The sequence below is a fragment of the Acrocarpospora macrocephala genome (genome assembly GCF_009687865.1).
GTDB classification, from domain to species: Bacteria; Actinomycetota; Actinomycetes; order Streptosporangiales; family Streptosporangiaceae; genus Acrocarpospora; species Acrocarpospora macrocephala.
Genome location: NZ_BLAE01000019.1, coordinates 31,881 through 54,238, shown reverse-complemented (window position 1 = coordinate 54,238; position 22,358 = coordinate 31,881). Strand labels below are relative to the sequence as shown.

General features: G+C 67.6%; 21 protein-coding genes. 10 read left to right on the top strand and 11 right to left on the bottom strand.

What is annotated here, in order from left to right; translation table 11 throughout:
- Nucleotides 1-18: 18 nt before the first annotated feature.
- From Amac_RS18195 to Amac_RS18170, 5 genes are all read left to right on the top strand, one after another.
- On the top strand, nucleotides 19-3,063 hold the full coding sequence (locus tag Amac_RS18195; RefSeq protein WP_155355575.1) for an ATP-binding protein: 3,045 nt from the start codon (nucleotides 19-21) through the stop codon (nucleotides 3,061-3,063).
- 55 nt (nucleotides 3,064-3,118) lie between these two features.
- A complete protein-coding gene (locus tag Amac_RS18190; RefSeq protein WP_155343227.1) occupies nucleotides 3,119-4,348 on the top strand; it encodes a MurT ligase domain-containing protein in 1,230 nt (409 codons plus the stop codon).
- Nucleotides 4,338-5,042, top strand: a complete 705-nt coding sequence (locus Amac_RS18185; protein WP_155355574.1) for a type 1 glutamine amidotransferase — start codon at nucleotides 4,338-4,340, stop codon at nucleotides 5,040-5,042. Before Amac_RS18190 ends, Amac_RS18185 begins: the two co-directional genes overlap by 11 nt.
- Before the next feature lie 92 nt (nucleotides 5,043-5,134).
- Nucleotides 5,135-5,464, top strand: coding sequence for a hypothetical protein (locus Amac_RS54905; RefSeq protein ID WP_218041148.1), 330 nt, complete (start codon nucleotides 5,135-5,137; stop codon nucleotides 5,462-5,464).
- A 209-nt stretch (nucleotides 5,465-5,673) separates the two neighbouring features.
- Nucleotides 5,674-6,102, top strand: coding sequence for a hypothetical protein (locus tag Amac_RS18170; RefSeq protein WP_155355573.1), 429 nt, complete (start codon nucleotides 5,674-5,676; stop codon nucleotides 6,100-6,102).
- A gap of 248 nt (nucleotides 6,103-6,350) precedes the next feature.
- Here the strand turns inward: Amac_RS18170 and Amac_RS18165 are convergent, their stop codons facing one another.
- The 5 genes from Amac_RS18165 to Amac_RS18140 form a co-directional block, all read right to left on the bottom strand.
- Nucleotides 6,351-6,977 (bottom strand): dihydrofolate reductase family protein, encoded by a 627-nt coding sequence (locus tag Amac_RS18165; protein ID WP_155355572.1) that lies wholly within the window; start codon nucleotides 6,975-6,977, stop codon nucleotides 6,351-6,353.
- Nucleotides 6,974-7,450, bottom strand: a complete 477-nt coding sequence (locus Amac_RS18160) for an SRPBCC domain-containing protein (protein WP_155355571.1) — start codon at nucleotides 7,448-7,450, stop codon at nucleotides 6,974-6,976. The genes Amac_RS18165 and Amac_RS18160 overlap by 4 nt, the downstream gene beginning before the upstream one ends.
- A gap of 27 nt (nucleotides 7,451-7,477) precedes the next feature.
- Nucleotides 7,478-8,830 carry an RNA-guided endonuclease IscB gene (gene iscB, locus Amac_RS18155; protein WP_155355570.1) on the bottom strand — a complete coding sequence of 451 codons (1,353 nt, stop codon included), beginning with the start codon at nucleotides 8,828-8,830 and terminating at the stop codon, nucleotides 7,478-7,480.
- 337 nt (nucleotides 8,831-9,167) lie between these two features.
- The gene (locus Amac_RS18150; RefSeq protein ID WP_155355569.1) at nucleotides 9,168-9,521 is read right to left on the bottom strand and encodes an ArsR/SmtB family transcription factor; all 354 of its coding nucleotides are present in this window, start codon (nucleotides 9,519-9,521) and stop codon (nucleotides 9,168-9,170) included.
- A gap of 329 nt (nucleotides 9,522-9,850) precedes the next feature.
- The gene (locus tag Amac_RS18140) at nucleotides 9,851-10,213 is read right to left on the bottom strand and encodes a DsrE family protein (protein WP_155355568.1); all 363 of its coding nucleotides are present in this window, start codon (nucleotides 10,211-10,213) and stop codon (nucleotides 9,851-9,853) included.
- Nucleotides 10,214-10,250: 37 nt separating this feature from the next.
- Here Amac_RS18140 and Amac_RS18135 point away from each other — a divergent pair, with 37 nt between their 5' ends.
- The gene (locus tag Amac_RS18135; protein WP_155355567.1) at nucleotides 10,251-10,748 is read left to right on the top strand and encodes a heme-binding beta-barrel domain-containing protein; all 498 of its coding nucleotides are present in this window, start codon (nucleotides 10,251-10,253) and stop codon (nucleotides 10,746-10,748) included.
- A 22-nt stretch (nucleotides 10,749-10,770) separates the two neighbouring features.
- The gene (locus tag Amac_RS18130) at nucleotides 10,771-11,064 is read left to right on the top strand and encodes a DUF2470 domain-containing protein (RefSeq protein ID WP_155355566.1); all 294 of its coding nucleotides are present in this window, start codon (nucleotides 10,771-10,773) and stop codon (nucleotides 11,062-11,064) included.
- Between the two features lie 352 nt (nucleotides 11,065-11,416).
- Here the strand turns inward: Amac_RS18130 and Amac_RS54900 are convergent, their stop codons facing one another.
- Nucleotides 11,417-14,332, bottom strand: coding sequence for a poly(A) polymerase (locus tag Amac_RS54900; RefSeq protein ID WP_218041147.1), 2,916 nt, complete (start codon nucleotides 14,330-14,332; stop codon nucleotides 11,417-11,419).
- A 2-nt stretch (nucleotides 14,333-14,334) separates the two neighbouring features.
- Entirely contained in the window at nucleotides 14,335-16,035 is a 1,701-nt protein-coding gene (locus Amac_RS18120) for an RNA ligase family protein (protein ID WP_155355565.1), read from the bottom strand.
- A 349-nt stretch (nucleotides 16,036-16,384) separates the two neighbouring features.
- Here Amac_RS18120 and Amac_RS18115 point away from each other — a divergent pair, with 349 nt between their 5' ends.
- Entirely contained in the window at nucleotides 16,385-16,795 is a 411-nt protein-coding gene (locus Amac_RS18115; protein ID WP_155355564.1) for a Fur family transcriptional regulator, read from the top strand.
- 55 nt (nucleotides 16,796-16,850) lie between these two features.
- On the opposite strand, the gene Amac_RS18110 is transcribed toward Amac_RS18115, so the two are convergent.
- Nucleotides 16,851-17,261 (bottom strand): VOC family protein, encoded by a 411-nt coding sequence (locus Amac_RS18110; protein WP_155355563.1) that lies wholly within the window; start codon nucleotides 17,259-17,261, stop codon nucleotides 16,851-16,853.
- A gap of 231 nt (nucleotides 17,262-17,492) precedes the next feature.
- On the opposite strand from Amac_RS18110, the gene ygfZ reads away from it, so the two are divergent.
- Nucleotides 17,493-18,698 carry a CAF17-like 4Fe-4S cluster assembly/insertion protein YgfZ gene (gene ygfZ / locus Amac_RS18105; RefSeq protein WP_155355562.1) on the top strand — a complete coding sequence of 402 codons (1,206 nt, stop codon included), beginning with the start codon at nucleotides 17,493-17,495 and terminating at the stop codon, nucleotides 18,696-18,698.
- A gap of 106 nt (nucleotides 18,699-18,804) precedes the next feature.
- On the opposite strand, the gene Amac_RS18100 is transcribed toward ygfZ, so the two are convergent.
- Nucleotides 18,805-19,074 (bottom strand): hypothetical protein, encoded by a 270-nt coding sequence (locus tag Amac_RS18100; RefSeq protein WP_155355561.1) that lies wholly within the window; start codon nucleotides 19,072-19,074, stop codon nucleotides 18,805-18,807.
- A gap of 259 nt (nucleotides 19,075-19,333) precedes the next feature.
- Nucleotides 19,334-19,759 (bottom strand): D-aminoacyl-tRNA deacylase, encoded by a 426-nt coding sequence (gene dtd / locus Amac_RS18095; protein WP_155355560.1) that lies wholly within the window; start codon nucleotides 19,757-19,759, stop codon nucleotides 19,334-19,336.
- A 102-nt stretch (nucleotides 19,760-19,861) separates the two neighbouring features.
- Here dtd and Amac_RS18090 point away from each other — a divergent pair, with 102 nt between their 5' ends.
- A complete protein-coding gene (locus Amac_RS18090) occupies nucleotides 19,862-20,776 on the top strand; it encodes an asparaginase (protein WP_155355559.1) in 915 nt (304 codons plus the stop codon).
- Here Amac_RS18090 and Amac_RS18085 read toward each other — a convergent pair.
- On the bottom strand, nucleotides 20,763-22,349 hold the full coding sequence (locus Amac_RS18085) for a DUF2207 domain-containing protein (protein ID WP_246268440.1): 1,587 nt from the start codon (nucleotides 22,347-22,349) through the stop codon (nucleotides 20,763-20,765). The genes Amac_RS18090 and Amac_RS18085 overlap by 14 nt on opposite strands.
- Nucleotides 22,350-22,358 lie beyond the last annotated feature (9 nt).

The following is a 22,358-nucleotide window of genomic DNA, read 5'->3' as shown; positions in this document are numbered from 1 at the left end:
CTGTGAGAGAGGGGTCTCATGCAACCGTTCCCCCTGAGCGGGCCGTGGTACCGAATTCAGGCGATCACCGCACCGTCGCGTACGTCGTCGGCGGAGTGGGACTTCGTCAACGTCCTGCCGGCGGTTCTCTCCGCCGCGCAGCGGGACCGGCCGTTCGTGATCGGCTGGCTGTCCCGGGGTTCCGGGGCGCCGCTCGAACTGATCACCAACGCCGGGCCGCTGACGCCGCCACGCCCGCCGCGCCGGGCCGCCACCACGATCGAGGTCGTGCCCACCGGGCCGCAGCCGCTGCTGTTCCCCGGCGGCGCCCGCGGCGTGGAGATCGGCGACGACTGGCTGGCCGACCTCGCCGACCTGGTCTGGACACCCTGCCCCGGCCGCCAGGCGCCGCCGCTGGCCGGCCGCCGTGAACCCGAACCCGACGACTCCAAGCAGCCGACGCTGTTCGAGTCCACCCTGACCACGCTGATGTCCCGCCCGTTCGGCTGGGTGGTCGTGGCCGAGCCCACCGACCTGCTCGACGCCGAGGTCGCCCACCTGCGCACCCAGCTGAACGTGCTCCGCCAGTACGGCGACGCCTCCGAACGTTCCCGCTACGACGCCGAGCGCGCCGAGCGCCGCATGCAGGAGCTGGACGCCTTCCGCGAGGCCGGGCTGTGGAATGTCCGGGTTCTGGCGGGAGCGGCAGGCCCCGAGGAACTCCGGCAGATCGCTCCGGTTCTGGTGGGGTCGGTGGAGATGAGCCACCATCCGTACCGGCTGCGCAGCGCCATGGCGGGCCCGGCCCGGCCGAATGCCGTCGAGCCCGTCTACGGCTTCAGCGAAGCCCTCAACGTCAACTTCCAGGACCCCACCGACAGCGCCGCCGCGCCCTTCGCCGCCACGGCGGGCGCGCTCGCCGCCCTGGCCGGGCTGCCCCGGCGCGAGGTCCCCGGCGTACGGGTGCTGGACACCGGCTTCTTCGACGTCACCAGCGAAGCCGACAGCACCACCGGCGAGATGATCGACCTGGGTGCGATCATGGACGGCCAGGAACGCGCGGTCGGCACCTTCCGCGTCCCCCTGGCCACCCTGAACCGTCACGCCTTCGTCACCGGCGCGACCGGCTCCGGCAAATCCCAGACCGTACGGCACCTGCTCGAACAGCTCACCAGAGCCGGAATCCCCTGGCTGGCCATCGAACCCGCCAAATCCGAATACTCCGCCATGGCCGGCCGCGTCGAGCAGTACGCTCCGCTGACCGTGATCAACCCCTCGTCCCCCGACAACGTGCCGTTCAGCGTCAACCCACTCGCCCCCGAGCCCGGCTACCCCGTGCAGGCCCACATCGACATGGTCCGCGCCCTGTTCATGGCCGCCTTCGACGCCGAGGAGCCGTTCCCGCAGATCATGTCGCTGGCCCTGCAGCGCGTCTACGAGGCCAACGGCTGGGACGTCGTCACCGGCGGCGGCATCCCCGGCGCGGCCGTGCAGCCCGCCATCCCGACCCTGGAACAGCTCCAGCAACACGCCCTGGAGGTCATCCAGGAGATCGGGTACGGCAACGAGGTCCAGGCCGACGTGGAAGGCTTCATCACCCTGCGGCTGCGCTCGCTGCGGGTCGGCTCCGCCGGGCGGTTCTTCGAGGGCGGTCACCCGGCCGACATCGGCGGCCTGCTCCAGCGCAACGTGGTGCTCGCCATCGAGGACGTCGCCAACGACGAGGACAAGGCGTTCCTGATGGGCACGCTGATCATCCGGATCGTGGAGCACCTGCGCATGCGGGCCCGCCAGGAGAAGTCCAGCGGCCTGCAGCACGTGATCGTGATCGAGGAGGCGCACCGGCTGCTCCGCGACCGGGGCGCCCAGCGCGCCTCCACCCACGCCGTCGAACTGCTGGCCGGCATGCTGGCCGAGAGTCGCGCGTACGGCGAGGGCATCATCGTGGCCGAGCAGATCCCCACCAAGCTGGTCTCCGACGTGGTCAAGAACACCGCGCTGAAGGTCATGCACCGGCTGCCCGCCGAGGACGACCGGCAGCTGGTGGGCGCGGCCATGAACCTGAGCGAGGAACAGTCCCGGCAGGTCGTCTCGCTGCAGCCGGGGTTCGCCGCCGTGTTCGCCGACGGGATGGACCGGCCGCTGCGGGTCCAGGTGCCGCTGGGAGAGGACCGGGAGCAGGTGCTGCTCGGGCCCACCCCGCCGATCTGCGGGCGGCGGTCGGCGGCGTGCGGGCGCGAATGCCGTACGGGGAAGGCGTGCACGCTGTTCGAGGTGCGCGAGGCCGACCTGCTGGCCGGGGCGCCGGAATGGGCGTGGCTGCGGATCTGGACGGACACGGTGCTGCTGTCGTTCGTGGCCAACCGTTCGCTGCCGGGGGTGCCGCGCATCCTCGCCGACATCTGGGCGGAGCTGCCGCCGCGGCGGCGGGAGTGCCTGCTGGCCACGCTGGTGGAGCGGAGCGTGGCGCGGCGGGCGTGGTCGCTGCGCACCTGGTTCGACCCGACGCTGCTGACCGAGAAGGCCGCCGAGGTGGCCGCCGGGCTGCTCGGGGCCGCGACCGAGACGCCGCCGATGGCCGCCGGGGACCGGCCGGGGCCCGCCTGGGTGATCCCGCAGATCCGGTGGCTGCACGAGGTCGACCGGCTGTTCCCGTTCGGGCATCCGGCGCCGAACCTGCGCAGCCCCGCGCCGACCATGGAGTACGCGCTGTTCGGGACGGACGCGTCGGGCCGGCCGTACGCGCATCAGGGGGTGAACGGCGGGATGGAGACCTCGGGGCGGACCGAGCTGCTCGGGCATCGGGCCAAGGCGTTGCGGCACCATCCGCTGTCCATGGAGGTGGACCGGAACCGGGCGCTGGCCTGGCGGGTCATCCTCGGCGACGACGAGCACGAGGGCATCCAGAAGGACATCGTCACGGTCGCCATCGGGGTCGAACCCCGGGAGCGGATCCGGCACGTCGCCCAGACGATGGGGGCGGGCTGGCTGGAGACGGTGCTGTCCTGGCCGCGCCGGTTCGTGCTGCCGTTCGACGGGGACACCCCCGCCGAGCTGTCCTTCGCCGAGGCACCCGTTTCTTGACCTTCTGGCGCGGCTAAGATCTCGGCATGAGCCAGCGCGATGAGGAGAGGGCCCCGTGAGCCAGTTGCCGCTGCGGGCGCAGCTCGCCAGTGCCCTCGGGCGGACGGCCGCGACCCTGTCCCGGGCCACCGGGCGCGGCGACGGATCGGTGATCGGGGGCCGGGTGGGGCTGCTGCTCGAACCCGACCTGCTGCGGAAGCTGGCCGCCGACCGGCGGCTGGCCCTGGTCAGCGCCACCAACGGGAAGACCACCACCACCCGGCTGATCACCGCCGCCCTGCGCGAGCTGGGCGATGTGGCCAGCAACGCCTTCGGGGCCAACATGCCCGCCGGGCACGTGTCCGCGTTGTCGTCGAACAAGGCGGCGCCGTATGCGGTGCTGGAGGTGGACGAGAAGTACCTGCCGGAGGTGCTCGACACGACCGAGGCCGGGGTCGTGGTGCTGATGAACCTGAGCAGGGACCAGATGGACCGGGCGGCCGAGATCTGGCTGCTGGCGCAGAAGTGGCGGCGGGCGCTGGACGGGAAACCGGCGCATGTGATCGCCAACTGCGACGATCCGCTGGTGACCTGGGGGGCGTCCACGGCGGCCCGGGTGACCTGGGTGGCCGGGGGGCAGCGGTGGCGGGAGGACTCCTGGTGCTGTCCCGAATGTGGCGGGCCGCTGGATCGTAAGGCGGCGGACTGGGCCTGCCGGGAGTGCACGTTCCACCGGCCGGAGCCCAACTGGGTGCTCGACGACGAGGACGTGATCGATCCCCGGGGGGAGCGCTGGCGGCTCAACCTGAAGCTGCCCGGGTTGGCCAACCGGTCCAACGCGGCCATCGCGCTGGCGACCGCGGAAGCCTTCGGGCTCGCGCCGCATCAGGCGCTGCCCCGGCTGCGGGAGGTCACCTCGGTGGCCGGGCGGTACACGACGGTGGAGCGGGACGGGCGGTCGTTGCGGCTGCTGCTGGCCAAGAATCCGGCCGGGTGGCTGGAGGCCTTCGACGTGTCCAGCGCGGCGCGGCCGATCATCCTGTCGGTCAACGCGCAGGGGCCTGACGGGCGGGACACGTCGTGGTTGTGGGATGTGGACTATCGCATCCTGAACGGGCGTCCGGTGCAGGTGACCGGGGAGCGGCGGCTGGATCTGGCGCTCCGGCTTGACGTGGCCGAGGTGCCGTTCACTCTTCGTGACTCCTTTACCCAGGCGGTCGACGCGTTGCCGCCGGGGGAGATTGACGTCATCGCCAACTACACCGCCTTCCAGGCGATCCGGACGGAGTTCGGCCGTGCAGAGTAGCTTGCGAATTGTCTGGATTTATCCAGATTTGTTGAGTACTTATGGGGATCAGGGGAATGTGCTGGTGCTGGAGCAGCGGGCTCGGCGGCGGGGGATCCCCGTTGAGACCGTGCACGTGCGCTCCTCCGACCAGGTGCCCGAGCAGGGCGACATCTACCTGATCGGCGGCGGCGAGGACCGGCCGCAGATCCTGGGCGCCGAACGCCTGCGCCGCGACGGCGGCCTGCACCGCGCCATCGAGCGCGGCGCCGCCCTGCTCGCCGTCTGCGCCGGCTACCAGATCATGGGGTCGGTCTTCGGCGGCGAGGAAGGCCAGCCCGTGCCCGGCATCGGCCTCCTCGACATCAGCTCCAGCCGGGGCGAGCGCCGTTCCGTCGGCGAACTCGCCGCCGACGTCGACCCCGAACTCGGCGTCCCCACCCTGACCGGCTTCGAGAACCACATGGGCGTCACCCATCTCGGCCCCGGTGTGAAACCCCTCTCCAAGACCATCGTCGGCACCGGCAACGGCGACGGCACTGAGGGCTGCCACGCAGGCAAAATCATCGGCACCTACCTCCACGGCCCCGCCCTCGCCCGCAACCCCGGCCTCGCCGACCTCCTCCTCCGCTGGGCCGTCGGCCCCCTCCCCACCATGGACGACACTTGGTACGACCGCCTCCGCCAGGAACGCCTCTCAGCGGTCCTGCCCTAACAGACGCGGCTTTGCCCCACTAGTGCGGTGACTTTGATGCCTGCCTTCACTGTCGGTACCGGCCCGATCGGTACCGACACATGGAGGAGCGCATGGCTGAGCCCGTCAGAGCCCGGCGATTAACCGACGCCGGAGGACAGGCGCTGCAACGCCTGGTTCGGCGAGGTAACCATGACCAGGATTCCAACGAGCCGCGTCGCATCCTGTCATTGGGCGAGGCCAAGTGGGGCGAGGTGATGGGACACGGTCATCTCCAGCGGCTGGCCCGGGCACGCGACCTTCTCGCGGTCAAAGGCTTCGACACTCGGGACACCGTTCTCGCGTGTCGTTCCAGAGCGGGATTCACCGAGGAGCTCCGCGTCGACGTCCGGACCGGTGTGGCCCTGATCGGGCTGGACCAGCTCTACCCCGGCAGGTGCTAGCGGCCTGCGGTTTTCCGCCCACTAATGCAACTCCCGAGGATTGCGCAACCTGGCTCCCTTCGAATCCAGGACGGTTTCAGCGTCACTTCAGAGCCGCTTCAGCCAGCTTTCGTGTAATGGGCATGTCCAACGGTGCGACCAAATGACGACTGTTGGCGAAACGTCCCAAAGGGGCGCTCAACCAAAGCGCAAGACAAACAAGGGGAGTCATGAAAAGAACTAAGCTCTTTGGGCTGTTCATGGGCGCGGCTCTGGGCATCACGGCGATGTCCGTGCCCGCGATTCCGGCGCACGCGGACACCACCATCACCTACCGGCAACTCTGGGAGAACGGGGGGAGGGGAACTCTCGCCGGTTCGGGGGTGACGGCCGTGTATGCCGTAGACGACAGCAGGACGATGTCCGCTGAAGAATTCGCCAGGCGGGTCATGAGGGGGGAATTCGGCGACTACGACGGGGAAGGCGCCTTCGAGGTGACACACACGCTCGACGCCTTTCTCTCCAGTATATACACGGTCTACATTGGCCCAGATTTCAAAGTCGGGGTGGAGGTAAACGGTAACGGCACCTACACGGTCACAACCTGCGTGAACAATAACGGCTCATGGAGCTGCACGTCAGAGACCCGCCCCGCCTAATACGTCAGTCGCCAATCGCTACAGTAGGTGGACTCCTTCCAGGTGCGGGTCCGCTGGAAGGAGATCTTGCCGCGGCGCAGGATCTGCCTGTCCTTCGGCGTCGGTTAATCGCCGGGCTCTGACGGGCTCAGCCATGCGCTCCTCCATGTGTCGGTACCGATCGGGCCGGTACCGACAGGGAAGGCAGGCATCAAACAGCGCAGGCCATACGGCCTGCAATGACCCGGTGAACCTAAGTAGTCACCGCACTAGACAAAGGCCGTGACGCCCTCGTATTCCCCCACCGGGGCGGCGCCGACGGTCTCGTACTGGAGCAGCAGCAGGCCATTCGCCGTCACTTCGTGGCGGACGAGTTGGAGGCCGACGGGTCCGCTCGGGTGGTCGAGCAGGCGCCGCCCGGAACCGATCACGGTTGGGGCGACGACGAGCCGGAGCGTGTCGACGAGGCCCGCCGCCAGCAGGGCGTTGCCGAGTCGCGCGCTCCCGTGGATCTGGAGTTCCCGTCCTGGCCGCGCCTTGAGTTCCCCGACGGTCTGGATCGGGTCGCCGCGGAGCACGGTCGTCGGGTGCCAGCTCCCCTCGGTGAGGGTGTTGGTCACCACGTATTTCGGTAGTGAGTTCATCCGCTTGGTGAACGGGTCGTCCGGGTCGGTGATCTGCGGCCAGTCCCGGGCGAACGCCTCGTAGGTTCGCCGCCCATGCAGCAGACCGTCGGCGAGATCCAGCCACTCCGAGGTCCGCCGGACGAAGAGTTCGTCCAGGTAGGGAACGAGCCAGCCGCCCCGAGTGAAGCCGTCGCTCGTATCCTCGGTCGGCGAGCCGGGGCCCTGGCAGACCCCGTCGAGGGTGACGAACTCCATGAGAGAGATCTTCATCGCACGGCCTGGCTCTCCGCGACCCCGGCGAGTTGCTTGGTGACCGAGCCCCAGCCTTCGGCGAAGCCGAGTTCCTCGTGGCGGGCGCGGGCGGCCGGGTCGCCGTGCCGGACGATGACCCGGTAGTCCGTTCCGTCCGGGTGATCGCTCAGCGTGATCTCAGCAGTCATGGGGACCGGCGCGGGATTCGCGGGGCGCCAGGCGCTGTCGATCGCGTTCGTGAACACGATCCGCTCCAGTTCGTCGACGACGAGGAAGCTCGCGTTCATGTGCGGAACGAACTCCCTCCCGTCCTCGCTCAGCCGCGTCACGAACGCACCGCCGGGCCGGACGTCCAGCCGGTCCACGCGGCACACGGCCGGAGCAGGGACCCACCACTTCTCAAAGCGGGACGGATCTGTCCACGCGCCCCACACAACGGCCCGCGGGGCGCGGATGACCCGCTCCAGGGCCAGATCAAGATCAGGGTTCATCAGAACCTCTCGTGGATACTCCGGGCTTCAGCCTGGGGAGGAAACGGGAGCGGGAGGGCCTTCAAGGCCCGAGCGTCCAGTGGCATGCGTCTCCCCTTGGCTTGTGTAGGCGTAGCCGTCTGCTCGCTGAAGCAGGCGAACGTGGCGGTGATGGGTGCCCTGGCGGGTGCCGTGGGCGGTAGTGATGTTGAACTTGCCGGTGGAGCGAACCGCGACCCGTCCGACGTGTGTTCCGGCGTTCTTGCCAGACGGCACGACAGCGCGGACCAGGTCCCCGGTGGCGTAGCCGTGGACCTGCTTGACGCGCGGCAGGCGCAGCCGGGGGAACCCGTACTTGTCGGTGCGGGTCCGGCAGTAGGTGCCGCGCCCAGTTGCCTTCACCACCAGGACCACGCTCGGCCAGCCGGTCACCGCGTCCAGGTGGCCGACGTGCAGCGCGTCCAAGGTGTGCGACTTCGGGGCACCGGTGCGGGACCGGTTCCATTTCGTCCGCCCGCCTGAGCTGGTGGCCACCGGCAGCCCGGTCGCGGCGAGGGTCCGCCACAGCGCCCACCTGGTGGCGTTGACCGCCGCCGCGTCCCGCAACGGCGCCTTGGCGTGCTTGAGAAGCTTCGCCAGGAGTGCGGGTTTGCTCTTGAGGAATTCCTCGATCGGGGTGGCGTTCTTGGTCTGGTTGCAGGGGATGCAGGCCAAGGTGAGGTTGCCAACCCGGTCGGAGCCGCCGCGGCTGCGCGGGTGGATGTGGTCGATGTTCAGCGGCACACCGGTCGCGCCGCAGTACGCGCACGTGCGCCCCCACTTGGCCAGTAGGTACTCCCGCACCTCGTACCCGGCGAGGGTGCCCTGCTGGTACTCCACCCCTTGCAGTGGCCGTCCGGCCGTCAGGGTGTGCGTGTCGAACGCGACCCGCTCCACGTGGACGGCGCGGACGGGCGCCCAGCGGGACAGCCGGGTCACCCACGACATGGTGGTGTCGACGCGGTGCCGCAGGGACGGCGCAAGCCACCCCTTCGGCTTGGTGCGGTTGTTGAAGCGGGGGGCGCGGTAGCGCAGTGTCCGGGAACGGCGCCCCCCGCGCAGCGCGGCCCGTGCGGTGAGCTTGTCGCGGATCTGTCCGCCCCGGTGATCGAGTTGGATGCTGTACTTCCCGGCGCGATCCTCGCCGCGTTCGGTGAAGACGGCGATGCCGGTGTGCTTGCTGCCGGGGTCGATACCGACCTGCACGCCCTGCACGGTGGAGTCAGCGGCCACCCGGTCGCGCAGCCGGATGACGAACGGGGTATGGCGGACCACCACCGCCTGCCCTGCCGCCAGCAGGCGGCGGGCGCGGGCCGGGTGGCACGGGTCAAGCGGGTGGCCGTGCTTGTCCAAGACGAACACGACCGGATGTGTGGCGCCCTTACGGGCTGCTCCCTTACCGTCCGAAGACGGCTCGGGGTGACGCCGGAGCAGACGGGTGCCGCCCGATCCGATCTCCCCTCGCCCATGTTCCACGCCAGCGCCCGGCAACGTCGGGAGTCGGTAAGCCGTTTCGTCCCCACCCTCGGGGTTGTCTGCTCCCACCGATTCCAGAGCAAGCCGCTGAGGAAGCACGGCTTGGTGGGTCTGCTCACTTACGTGAAACGTAGTCAATCGAATGCACCTCCTTCTAGGTGATCGACTAGGGCTGGTCGACGCGGGGCTTCAAGGCGCATCGCTGCACCTCAAGCCCTCTCCTTCAGGAGGGGGTCGTTGACTGGTGCTTCTCCTTCGGATCGGTGACGAGGCGTTCGAGCCGGTCGGTTCGTTCCTCCCAGATCCGGCGCTGCTCCCCGAGCCAGTCGTCCACGAGAGCGAGACGGTCGCGGTTGAGCACGCAAGTGCGCACCCGGCCGACCTTGACCGTGCGGATCAGGCCGTTCGCCTCGAGTGTCCGCACATGCTTCATGAAGGAGGGAAGGGTCATCGGGAACTCGCGGGCGAGATCGCCCACGCTCGTCGGGCCGCGGCCAAGACACCGGATGACGCCACGCCGAGTCGGGTCAGCAAGGGCGACGAACACACCGTCGATCTCCGCCGAATACTGTGCCATACGGCTAAGTATAGCCCGCCAAAACACTTAGCACAAAGGCAAAGTATTGAGGCGGCCCAAAGGCGCCCGCCATGTCCCTGGACGGGTTCGTGGCCGGGCCGAACCACGAGATGGACTGGATGATGACCGGGATCTCGCCCAAGCCGGGCCTGATCGAGGGGTACGTCGCGACTACCGGCGCGGTCCTGGGCGGCTGGCGCGGCTGGGACCACTTCCCGGATCCCCGCATCGTGTACGGCGGCGCCGATACGGCGAGAACCGTCACCCTGCGTGAACGGCGCCGGATAACGGCGAGTAACTCGGCGGCCTGCTCATTCTGCTGGGCGCTCTCAGTACACGAGTGCTTGTGCGCCTTCGTGGAGGACTTCTTCCACGAAGGTGGGCGCGCCGGCGATTCGGACGCCGGGTAGGACGTCGTCCGGGGTGATGCCGCGGCGGGCGGCGCATTGGGTGCAGAGGGTCACCTGGCCGCCGGCCAAGACCGCGTTGAGCAGGTCCTCGAGTGGGGCCGCCTCGGGCAGGTCGAACTCTTTGGCCCGGCCCGGCAGGGCGAACCAGGCTGACTCGCCCGTCAGCCAGAGCGATACCGGAACCCCGCTGACCAGGGCCGCGGTCGCGACCGTGAACGCCTGGTTGCACCGCTCGGGTGCGTCGGTGCCCGCTGTAACCTTGATCACCAGTTGGCGTGTCATGGGGAGAGCCTACGCCCGGGCACTACGCTTGACTTCCATGGACGTACATCCCGATCTCGAACCGATAGCCTTCCTGCTGGGCCGCTGGGAGGGCGCGGGCGTCATCGGCTATCCGACGATCGAGAGCGCGAACTTCGGCCAGGAAATCCTTTTCGGCCACAACGGCAAGCCGTTCCTGACGTACGAGAGCCGGAGCTGGCTGCTCGACGCCGACGGCAACAAGGTCCGGCCGCTGTCCCGGGAGGCCGGGTTCTGGCGCATCCAGCCCGAACGGCAGCTCGAAGTCTGCCTGGCCCACCCCACCGGCATCGTCGAGATCTACGTCGGCGAGGTCGTCTTCCACAAGATCGAACTCCAGACCGACGTGGTCGCCAGAACCGCCTCCGCCAAGGAATACTCGGCCGGCCGCCGCCTCTACGGCCTGGTCAACGGCAGCCTTATGTACGCATACGACATGGCCGCCGTCGGTCAGCCACTCCAATCCCACGCCTCGGCCGAACTCAAGAAGGCAGCCGAGTTCACCGGCGAACCGTGACGGAAATTTTAGGATCTGCCACATGAGCAACCCCTTCACCGACGAGGCCATCGCGGCGATCAAACGCCACATGAACGACGACCACGCCGCCGACGCCCTCCTGATCGTCCGCGCCCTGGGCGGCCGCCCGAACGCCACCAAAGCGATCACCACCAACGTGGATGGCGAAGCAATCTACTTCGAAGCGGACGGCGACGAAATCCGAGTCCCCTGGAGCACAACCCTGACCGAACGCGCCCAGGTCCGCGCCGAGGTGGTCAAACTTTACGAACAGGCCTGCGCAACCCTTGGAGTACCCGCCCGGGAGGCTCACTGATCCGGTCCTGGCGGCCCCGATCAGCGGGATCGATGCTGACCGGCTTTGGTGCCAGAACACCTGACAGGATGCCGCTGCCATTCTTGGCGCCGGTGCGGCGAGGACCACTGCCAGCGTGAACGGCGCCGAATAACGTTTCGCGGCCATCCTCGACGCCCTCGAACGCGCCGGACTGATGGAATTGGCCGCAGCACGATATTCCGGTTCGAACCAGTCAGGTGCGATGCCCACGACAGTAGGCGATGCCCATGACCGCTGCTTGGCCAGATGCCCGCGTTCCGAGGGTGAGCGGCTCGGCGACCTGGTCATCTGTTGGGTGCGCCTAGTCGGGTCTATGGGCTTCTTGGCTGGGTCAGTTGAGTGTGGGGACTTCACCGCATTCTGCGCGGTTGACGGTGACGCCGGGTAGGCCCTCGGTCCAGCGGGCTGTGATCTCGGTCAGGGTGGTGGCGTTTGGTGGCGTGTGGCCGAGGCCTATCGCGAAGCGGGTCGGTTTGGGTTCGGTTTCGAATGGGCGGGGCCAGGCGTGTACGTCTGAGGCTCCTGCGCGTTCGAGGGCGGCGATGAGGGCTCGCATTCGGCCTCGGGCTTTGCCCATCTCGCCCTTGATTGTCACGATTGCCCAGGCTGTGTGGCGTCGGTGCATGGGTGGTGGCGAGAGTAGCTCGTCGGTGCCGGTCGTTTCCCAGGCGCGATAGAGCTCCTGGGTCAGGAGGTCGCGTCCGCCTATGGTCACCTGATCGCTGCATGGGCGTACGGGGGCGGTTGGGGTCATGATCTGCACGGGTGCGTCGGAGAAGGCAACTGGGCCGAGGGTGATTGGCTCGCGCCAGTCCCATGCGGCCCAGGTGGCGAAGAATGTGCGCAGCAGGTCGTCCGATGGGAGGTTGGGCGTCTCGCGTACCGTCTGGGCCGCAAGGATGGTCCAGGCCAACCCGGAGAGCCCACCAAAGGGCGCTGAGTCCAGTCCTTTGGCCCGTGCCCACGCCTTCACCTGGCGAGCTAGCCCGACAAATCCGGATTGATTCCCATCGACCGCAGCAAGGATCGCGTCTGCGTCACTAACCGCACTCAATGCGATCGCGGAACCCGCATCCAACTCGCCACGACGAGAAACCGCCTCCTCGGGAGCGATATCCCCGACTCCGACAACAACCAGATCGATCTCCAAATCTTCCACTCGCATCCGCAGTCCCGGCACGCGCGCACCTACTACCCGCCGCATCCCCTTCACCTGGGGAAACGCCTCCACCACACGCTCCTCCACCCGTCCAAGATCGACCACCCCAGGCAGCACCGCGACCAGATCCAGATCCGCCCCAGCTAGCTCACACCTCAACCGCCGCGACCCGACAACATGAACGACCCCTTCACCCAGACAATCCCGAAGCCGTGTCACCGCCTCCTCAACCGGCAGTTCCCGATGGATGTCCGGCATAGGTGGCTCATTGATCCACCGGAGTTCGCTGGTACCCAAAGCGATGGTCGCGCGGGGCCGCATGGGTTCTCCGGCTCGGCGGGAAAGCAGGACGATTTCACCGACTCGGGCGGTCATCGGGCTAAGGCGAGCTTGGCATTCCGCCACCAGAACCTCTGGCAGTCTGCCGCTGCCTTTGGCCAAGGTCAGATGCGGGGTGAAGGTCTCGTGGTGGGCTTGGTGGGTGGGGAAGGTGTGTTTGAGGGCGTGGTGGAGGGAGGCCCATGATTCGGGGGCGCCTGGGTTGAGCCAGATTGTGGTGTTGTCGCGGTGATGGAAGGTGTGGATGCCGTGGAGGGGGGCGGTAAAGGGGGTGATGGTGGAGGCAGCGGTCGTAAGGAGAGGAGCGGCTGCTTCGAATGAGGATTCTGGGATAAATCCTGAAATCAGGGTGACGTGGGGTGGCCAGCGGTCGACTTGTGGATCATGTTTCTTGCGGATTTCCTGGATGGGGGGCCAGAGTTCCTTCGGAGGGATCCAGACGACCGCCGTTCGGGCGGTTGACGGCGCAGCTGGGGTGGCCTGGCCAGCGGTGATATGTGTCCATGTGAGCGCTCCAGTAGTGGCTTTTGCCCTTGCGTGCGCTTTGGTGGTGATGCCTGCTTGTGCGTGCGCTTCGGGGGTGATACGTGCCTGTGCGTGCGCTTCGGAGGTGATATCTAGCCGTCTGTGCGCTCCGGATGGGGTGTTCCCCAGGGTGTCCTGGTCGACAGTGATTTCTACGGCGAGGCCGTAATGGTCGGAGATGAACAAGTTGTCGTTGGTTGCGGGGGAGTCGCCTAGGAGGGTGGCGGTGGTTGGGTTTAGGGCGGGGGAGCGGAGTAGTACGCGGTCTATTCGGGCGGGGCGGCCGCCGAGGGACTGGATGGCGGCCAGGGGGTTCTTGGTGGGGTCGAAGGTTGGGGTTTTGTCGGAAGGGCCGTGGACTTCGGTCCAGGCGTCGCGCATGGTGAGGGTTTTTTCGGGGTGGCCGTCGTCGTTGAAGTCGCCGATCAGGATCAGGTCGGCGTCCACGGGGAGTAGGCCTTCGGCGATGGTGGCGAGTTCTGATTCGCGTTTGGTGGGGCCGTTCTGGGCGTAGTCGCTGGTCAGGTGGGTGGTGGCGAGCACGACGCGGCCGGTGGCGAGTTCGAGGGTGATGGCGGAGAGGGCCTTGTAGGGGCCGTAGGCGTGGATGCCCGCTTCGCGGACCGGTAGGCGGCTGAGCAGGAGAAGTTTGTTCTTGGCGATGTTGTCGGCGCAGAGGGTGTAGCTGTCACGGATCCATGGGGTGCTCTGGATGAGGTCGAGTAGTTCGGGTTCGACCTCCTGGAGCGCGATGACGTCGGCGTCGGCTTGTTCCAGGGCGTCCACCAGGAGCGGTCTGCGGCGGGCTGTTTCGATCCGGTCGCTGAAATACCGATCCCAGAGGGTGTTCCAGGTCAGAACGCGCAGTGTCGTCGGTGGCCAGGTGACCGTGACGGGTTCCGCTGGAGTCCAGCCGAGGTTCGCATCCCAGGTGAGCGGTGTCGCCGCCGTGAAGAACGGCGCGTTCAGCTTGCGGGGATCCTGGGCGCGGCCGGCCGGGGAAGTGTTGACCACATCCAGCCCGCTCGCCCGATCCCATACCGTTTCGCCGTCCGCTTCGACGAATATGACCCGATGCCATGGGATGTCTCCGCCAGGGACGAAAGCGGGCAATGGCACCCGTTTAGGGGCGGCTCCGCGCACGTTCACCCCGAGCACGAAACGCGCCGGGTCGAACCGCGGATCCCAGCGGATCTGGTGGTAGATCTCCTCGCTTGTGCGCATGGTCAATCCTCCCCGTCGAGGGTTCCGGCTGTGTCGAGTACGGTCCCCTCCTCCCCGATGTACCAGATCCGGTGTGCTTCGCCCGGAAATGGAGGGCCAAAGCGGCGAAGCTGGCTGGTGAGGACGTTCGCGGGGACGGGGTACGGGCGATTGGCGTTGCGCTGCACGACCACGTCCTCGCGAACCAGCATGACCGCGTAAGTCGTCAACGCGTCCCGGCGCTGGGCCGCTTTGAGAAGCACCGAACGCTGGCGGCGATTCAGCGCGGTTGCGTCCCAGATGACCGTTCCGCCACCGGCGAGGAGCGTGTCGAGCCTCCGCAGGGCGTCACGGTAGACGGCGGGGTTGGCCTGCTGATCCGAGCGTGACCCGCGGGCTTCGCGGAGATCGTCGAGTGAGACGATCGGGTCGCCGCGACCTGCGGCGAAGGTGCTCTTTCCGCTGCCGGAAGGCCCAACGGTGACGATCAACCGGGGGAAGTCGCCGGAAAGCCGGCGCCAGTTGCGCGCGATGCCTTCCTCGGGCGTGCTGATCCGTCCCATGGCGTACGCCTCCCGCGTCTCCGCCCAGCATCGGTCCGCGATGTCGCCCTTTTCGCCGAACTTTTCGCGCAAGGCCGTACGCAATGCGGCGAAGGGTGCTTCACCGAGGAGGCCGGATTCTTCGGTGTGGAGTTCTGACCATTCGACCTGTTCGCGGGCTTCCGGGGTGGTTGCGAGAGTGGCGGCGATGGCGTGGAGGATTCCCAGGTCGGTGGCGAAGGCCAGCCGTATCAGGCCGGAGCGGCGGGATTCGTCCGGGAAAGGGTCGTGGAGTTTGGTGTGCAGGCCGACGAGGTCGGCGATGCGTCGGGCGAGGGGCATGCCGAGTGGTGCCACCAGGTGGGGGGCCAGCCAGGCTCGGCGGGTGGCGTGGAAGAGGGTTGCGAGGACTCCCGCCAGGCGGGCGTCGCCGGTGCGGCCCAGCAGGTCGAGCCGGGTGGAGATCTCGGTCAGGTCGACGGGTTCGGGGAGGTCTATCCCGGTCGCGGTGAGCAGGGCCTGCGCGTCTGGGGATGATCCTGATCGCAGGTCCCATAGTGCGGCGGTAGGGCTCAGGCCGTTCTCGACGACGGGTGCCAGCATCCAGTGTGCGTCGGTTTGTACATGGTTGGGGCGGACCCATTTGGCGACACGATCGGCGAATTCGTCGCGGGTGAAGGCGTCGGCGGTCCGTACGACATAGCCTTCCTGGCGAGTTTCGTCCAGGCGGAGAGCGTGCAGCGCCTGCTCGTCGAAGATGCCACGCCAGAGGACGCGTGGAACGGGGATGCCGAGCTTTCTGGTGAAACGTACGGTCTGGTCCCAGTCCAGGCATTGGTTGCCGTTCCAGACGGAGAAGGCGTAGAACCAGCTTTCCAGGTCCTGGTAGAGGATCGAATGGCGGGCGAAGAGGTTTTCTCCGCAGATGCGCCAGCCTGGTGGGATTGATCGGGCTATCCGGGCGTGCAGGCCTTTGATCCACGTTCGGGAGGGGTGGTGTGCGGAATCCAGTGAGCGGGCGTGCAAGCCGTCGGCGTACATCGTCGTGTTCTCGCCGTCGAGTTTCTCGGTGACGACGATCTCGCGGCCTTCGAAGGCTGTCAGGCGGGGGATTCGGATGTCGTCGGTGACGGCTCCCGGGGACCAGGGGAGGTGAGGGGTCCGGGGGTAGGGGATTCGCATGACCATTCCTGCGCGTACCGTACATGACTGGATACTGGGCGGGATGGGTGCGAGGCAGAGAAGAACCCCGGGCGCGCTCCGCGTCGCGGCTGGTTGCAACCTGTCGACGTGGGTCGGCTGGACCAATGGCGGAGGATCATGTCCTCGGCCGCCGACTGCCCGGGGTTCCGGTGTCTGTCTGGATTTACGCTGAACGGCGTAATCCGGAGCTGGTCCGGTTCGCCAGTCCTAGCGGACAGCCACCTCGCTAGCCCAACTATGATCAACCATTGTTCGGACCACCTCCTCTCTGCGTGATTCGCAGGCTATGCGAGCTCTGCGAGTCGGGCAAGCGAATAAACTCGCTGCTATGACCGAGACGTGGCACGAAGAACTGCGGGCTAAGGGATACCGGGTCACGCCGCAGCGCCAGCTCGTTCTGGAGGCGGTGAGCGCCCTCGGTCATGCGACCCCAGAGGACATCTGTAGCAAGGTCCAGCAGACCGCTCGGGGCGTGAACATCTCCACCGTCTACCGGACGCTCGAACTCCTCGAAGAGCTCGGCCTGGTCACACACACCCACCTGAGCCACGGCGCGCCCACCTACCACCTGGCCGCCGACGCCGACCATGTGCACCTGGTCTGCCGGGGCTGCGGCGAAATCGTCGAAGCGCCTCCGGGCCTGGTTCAGGGCATGGTGGACGGTTTGCGCACCGAACTCGGCTTCGACACCGACGTCCACCACCTCACCATCTTCGGCCGCTGCCGCGACTGCCGCTGACATCGGCCGATGCTCGGCCCACGACGCGCCCAAACCGCCGACTTCGAAACAGGCTCTAAGCGCGCTTGGGCCAGATGAGGCCCTGGTCGGTCCAGATGACACCCTTGTTGTGGCAGAGGCAGAAGGGGTGGCCGACGGGGTCGGTGTAGACGCGCCAGCCATAGCCGTCGGAGCCGATGGAGTCCTGCTGCAGAGACGCCCCGAGGGCCAGGACGCGGCTCTGTTCGGCCTCGATGTCGTCGACCTCGAAGTCGAGGTGGAATTGCTTGGGGTGCTCGCTGTCGGGCCACTGCGGGGCGTGGTAGTCCTCCACCGGGTTGAAGGCCAGCTCGATCTCGCCGAACTGGATACCGGCCCAGTTCTCGTGGCTGCCCTCCTTGACCGGGCGACCCGTCACCTCGGAGTAGAAGGCCGCCAGTTTCATCGCGTCCGGGCAGTCGATGATGAAGTCGGTGAGTCGCAGCATCCCGGAATCTTGTCACAAGATCAAATAAGCCGGGACTTTGAGACAGGGCCCTAGGCCGATCCGTAACCCGTGCCTTTCCTGGTCACTACGGCCACTTCAGTCTTGTGTCTTTCCGTATCACTATGGCCGCTTCGCGACCCGCGCTCCTCAGTCGAGACACAGGCGGCGGTCGAGCCGTAATTGGCTGCCCTTGGGCGCGGCCGGATGCTCGATGGACATAGCCTTGGAGGTATGCGCAGCCCGTTGCTGAACACTCCCGGAGCCGTCCCCGCCCTTGCCCCTGACGACTCGGTGGCCGCCCACTACGGCGACCCATACGCGGAACAACGCGCTCTCCTCCAGGGCACGGCACTGGTTGACCGCAGCAACCGCGATGTCCTGCGTGTCTCGGGCGTCGATCGGCTGTCGTGGCTCAACGACCTGAGCTCCCAGAAGGTCGACACCCTTGCGCCCGGCACGGACACGCAGACCTTGATCCTTGACCCCCAAGGCCGAGTTGAACACCACCTGACGCTGGTTGACGACGGCGACGCCACCTGGATTCATGTCGAACCGGGCACTGGGACCGAACTGGCGACTTATCTCGAAAAAATGCGCTTCATGCTGCGGGTTGAGATCACTGACCTGACCGCCGAATACGCGGTCGTTTCCACCGCACCGACGGCAGCGCCTTCCGCGGCATCAGCGGCTGGGCCTTCCAAGGGATCAGCGGCTGGGCCTTCTGCGGGGCTGGCGGCGGTGCCCTCCGCGGAGCCAACGGCTGGGTCCTCCGCAGGCACGAATGCGGCTTCGGACGCTTCCCCTGGTGTGGTCGCCCTCCGCGCTCTCGCCGAGAGAACCCCTGGCGCGGTCGTCATCGGCACCGACCTCCTCGTTCCCCGCCCCGCCCTTGCCACGGTGATCACCCGCCCCGCCGGCCTCTGGGCCTACGATGCGCTCCGCATCGAAGCCCACCGCCCCCGCCTGGGCTTCGACACCGACCACAAGACCATTCCCCACGAGGTTGGCTGGATCGATTCCGCCGTCCACCTCACTAAGGGCTGCTACCGAGGCCAGGAAACCGTCGCTCGCGTCCACAACCTCGGCCACCCGCCCCGCCGCCTCGTCTTCCTCCACCTGGATGGCAGCGTCGACACCCTGCCCCCACACGGCACCCCCGTCACCCTCGGCGTCAGCACCCCCGCCGAAGGCGACCCCACCGCTTCCATCGAAGGCGCGACCGAAGGCACCGCCACCCCCGGCCAGATCGGCTTCATCGGCTCCTCAGCCCGTCACCACGAACTAGGGCCCATCGCCTTGGCCGTCGTGAAACGAACCGTCCCGGTAGACATCCCCCTGCTCGCTGGAAACGTCGCCGCCACCCAGGAAGTAATCGTCCCTCCCGACGCGGGCCGTAACGTGACCATCGACCCCGCCCTTCGCCGCCGCCTCCGCTAGAGACGGCAAAGCCTGAACCTCGTAGCGGAACGTAGTTCATCATGAGCGGATCGTGTAGCTGAGACACCCCGAAATCGGGAGGTAGCGTCCGTAGACGTACTACCTTTCAGGGGGAAAAATGAGCGTTCACACCGAGCAGCACCGCACGCACGTAGCCCATGATCATGTACACGGAGTGGGTTGTGGTCACGTCGCCGTTCCGCATGGCGACCATGTCGACTACGTTCACGACGGACACCTCCACCGCACGCACGAGGATCATGTCGATGAGTGCTCCTTGGCCACTCATGTCGTGCATGAGGGCCACGTCCACCAGCATCGGGAGGGTTGCGGTCACGTCGCCGTCCCGCATGAGGATCACGTCGACTACGTTCACGACGGACACCGTCACGCCTCGCACGACGGACACTGGGACGATCACTGAGAATCCCGTGGATAACCGACCGGCTAGGGCCATGGTCGTCAGATAGGCAGTGATGGTCTCGCCGTAGAACGCCACTGGTCCGCAGCGGCTGGCCCTGGCTGGTACATCCGATGGACAACTGCCGTCCGCCCAGCCGCTGCGACCGTTTCGTCACGCGCGGAGCAGGTCAAGCAAGGCGTGCCCCGGCTGGGTCAGCGCGCTCGGATCAGCGCTAGACGTCGATGATCAGGGTGATCGGGCCGTCGTTTACGAGGGAGACCTTCATGTCGGCGCCGAATTTGCCGGTTTCTACGTGGGCGCCGAGGGTGCGGAGGGTGGTGATGACGGTTTCGACCAGGGGTTCGGCCGTGGGGCCGGGGGCGGCGGCCTGCCAGGTGGGGCGGCGGCCTTTGCCGGTGTCGGCGTAGAGGGTGAACTGGCTGATGACGAGGAGAGGGGCGGCGGTGTCGGAGCAGGACTTCTCGCCGTCGAGGATGCGCAGGTGCCAGAGTTTGGTGGCGAGTTTGGCGGCCTGGGCGGGGGTGTCGGTGTGGGTGACGCCGACCAGGACGAGGAGGCCGGGTTCGTGGATGGCTCCGATGGTGGTGCCGTCCACGGTTACCGAGGCTGAGCTGACTCGTTGGACCACCGCGCGCATGGGGTGGATTCTGCCATGAGGCGGGGTGGTTCGTATTGACGAGGAACCCATCCCACAGCCGGTTGTCCAGATCACGACTTTCTCATCAATAGACTCGCGGGCATGTCCGAATTGATCGTCGAGGTGGTCCGCTCCGGGTTCGTCGAGTCGACGCACCGGGCCCGGATGATCGCCGTTGATGGCGATGGCAAGCCCGTCCGGGTGCACGGTGAAGTGCAGACCCCGGCCTCCCCTCGTTCCTCTATGAAACCCCTCCAGGCGCTCGGCATGCTCACCGCCGGTCTCGCCCTGGATCACGAACTGCTCGCGCTGGCCTGCGGCAGCCACGCAGGCGAGCCCTTCCACGTCGAGGGCGTGCGAGCCATCCTGGCGGGTGCGGGCCTGGACGAGAGCGTCCTGCGCTGCCCCGAGGACTTCCCCCACGACCGGTCGGTTCAGAAGCGCGCCCGCATCTATATGAACTGCTCCGGCAAACACGCCGCCATGCTCGCGACCTGCGCGGCCAACGACTGGCCGCTGGACGACTACCGCGACCCGTCCCATCCGCTCCAGAAGACGATCCGCTCCACCGTCGAGGAGTTCACCTCGGAGCGGGTGCCCGCCACGGGTGTGGACGGCTGTGGCGCGCCGCTGTTCTTCTGCTCGATGACCGGCCTGGTACGGGCATTCCGCCGCATCGTCCAAGCCACCCCCGGCAGCCTGGAACGCCGGGTCGCGGACGCGATGCGCGCCCACCCCGAGTTCACCAGCGGCACTCATTACCCGGAGGCGAAGCTGATGCGCGCGATCCCCGGCCTGATGCTCAAGGCCGGAGCCGAGGCGTTCGACGCGTTCGCGCACGACGACGGCCGGGCCGCGGTGATCAAGATCGTGGACGGGAGCCAGCGGGCCCGGGTGCCGGTCACGATCGCCGCGCTGCGCGCCCTCGGATTCGACGCGCCGGAGCTGGACGAACTGGCCGTCCCAGTGCTCGGTGGCGGGCGGGCAGTGGGAGAAATCCGGGTTAGAACGTCCTGAACTGGCGGGAAGAGGAGATCGCTCCGGAGGTGGTCATCGTGAAGGTGCGCATCGAGTCGGCGAACTTGGACAGGTCCCATTCGGCGGGGCCGTGGTACCAGTACAGGTTGTCGCCCTCGCCCTTGATCGAGGCCACCACCCGGGCCCAGCGATCCACGCTGTCGAAGATCACCGCGTACGGCAGGTAGCGCGAGAACAGCTCGGCCCGCTGCCCGGCCGGAATGTCGCTGATATCGCCCGCGGCAAGGTATTCCCGGAAGCCGAGCGTGTGCGCCAGCGCCGTGGCCCCGCTGGCCGTCTTCGCCGGCATGAACTGCCCGCCCACGGTGACCGCCGCCCCCAAAATGATCACCGCAAGCCCCACCAGCCCGTACGTCGTGAACATCGCCAGCGCCACCGTCCCCGCCACCCCGAGCACGGTCACGACGATCCCGAGAACCGTCCACAGCGACCGCACCGAATCGGGCCGCCGAGTGAACCACCCCTGCTTGACGACATCACGGTAGAGCGCATCCCGTACCCGCCCAAGACCGGTCGTGAATCCCCCGTGCAGCTGCGACAGCAGCACCTCGTCCCGCAAATCGAAGATCGAGTCATACAGCGCCCGCTCGTATGGCAGCAGGCTCGCGACCGGCGCCTTCGGCAGTTTCACCAGCAGCCAGTCCGGCGCGTCATACGTCTCCCGGGGCTGCTCATCGATCCGCATATATCCCCGCACCGCCAGATCCACGATCGTCGCGGTCACATCGATCACGTCGGCCTGCTCGTCGATGAGCGTCCCGATCTGCCCGGGACGCACCCCGTCCGGCGGCGCGAACTGCCCGTTCTCATGCCCCCCGCGAACCCCGGACTCGGCCCCGATCACCCGTGCGTCCCGCCCCCGCGTCCAGTAGACCAGCCAGAACCCCCCGAGCAGCAGCACCAGCAGCAACGCCAGCGACCCCCCGGTGATCGCGTTCACCGTGAACGCGGCGCCCAGGCTGAACCGATGTTCCAGCGTCGGCGCGGCCCCGGTGGTCCCGGCCGGATACCCGACCACGACGGTCAGCACCTGCCCGGCCGCGAGCCCTTGCTGTTCGAACTCGGCGGTTTCGCCGGTCTCGTCCATGGCGGCGGTCGTGCACCCGAGCGCGGCCCCGACATCCCCGGCGAAACATGCCAGGTTCTGCACCTGCCCCGGCCCGACCACCTTCACCGTGACCTGCTCCAGCGGCCCGGAAACCGCGAACCACCGCAACTCCTCGCCGCCCGCGATAGGCGACACCGCGCCGATCACGTCGTACTCCACGGTCCCACTGGCGGAGATCGTCAGCTCGGCCCCATCGAAGGCGGCGCCCTTCACGTTGGCGATCCGGTAGACGCGATCGTTGGCGTCATCGTGGCGGGTCCTGAGCACCGGAGTCCTGGTCACCGGCCCGCCGCTGAGGACAACCTCCTCCTTGACGTGCAGCACGCCGTCCTTGCGCAACTCCATGGTGAGCGCGCTCTGATCGGCGTACGCGGGGGAGGCGAAGACGAGGAGCGTCACCACAGCGGCGACCATCGGCCCGAGCCGACGAACGAGACTCACCATGAGCCGCCA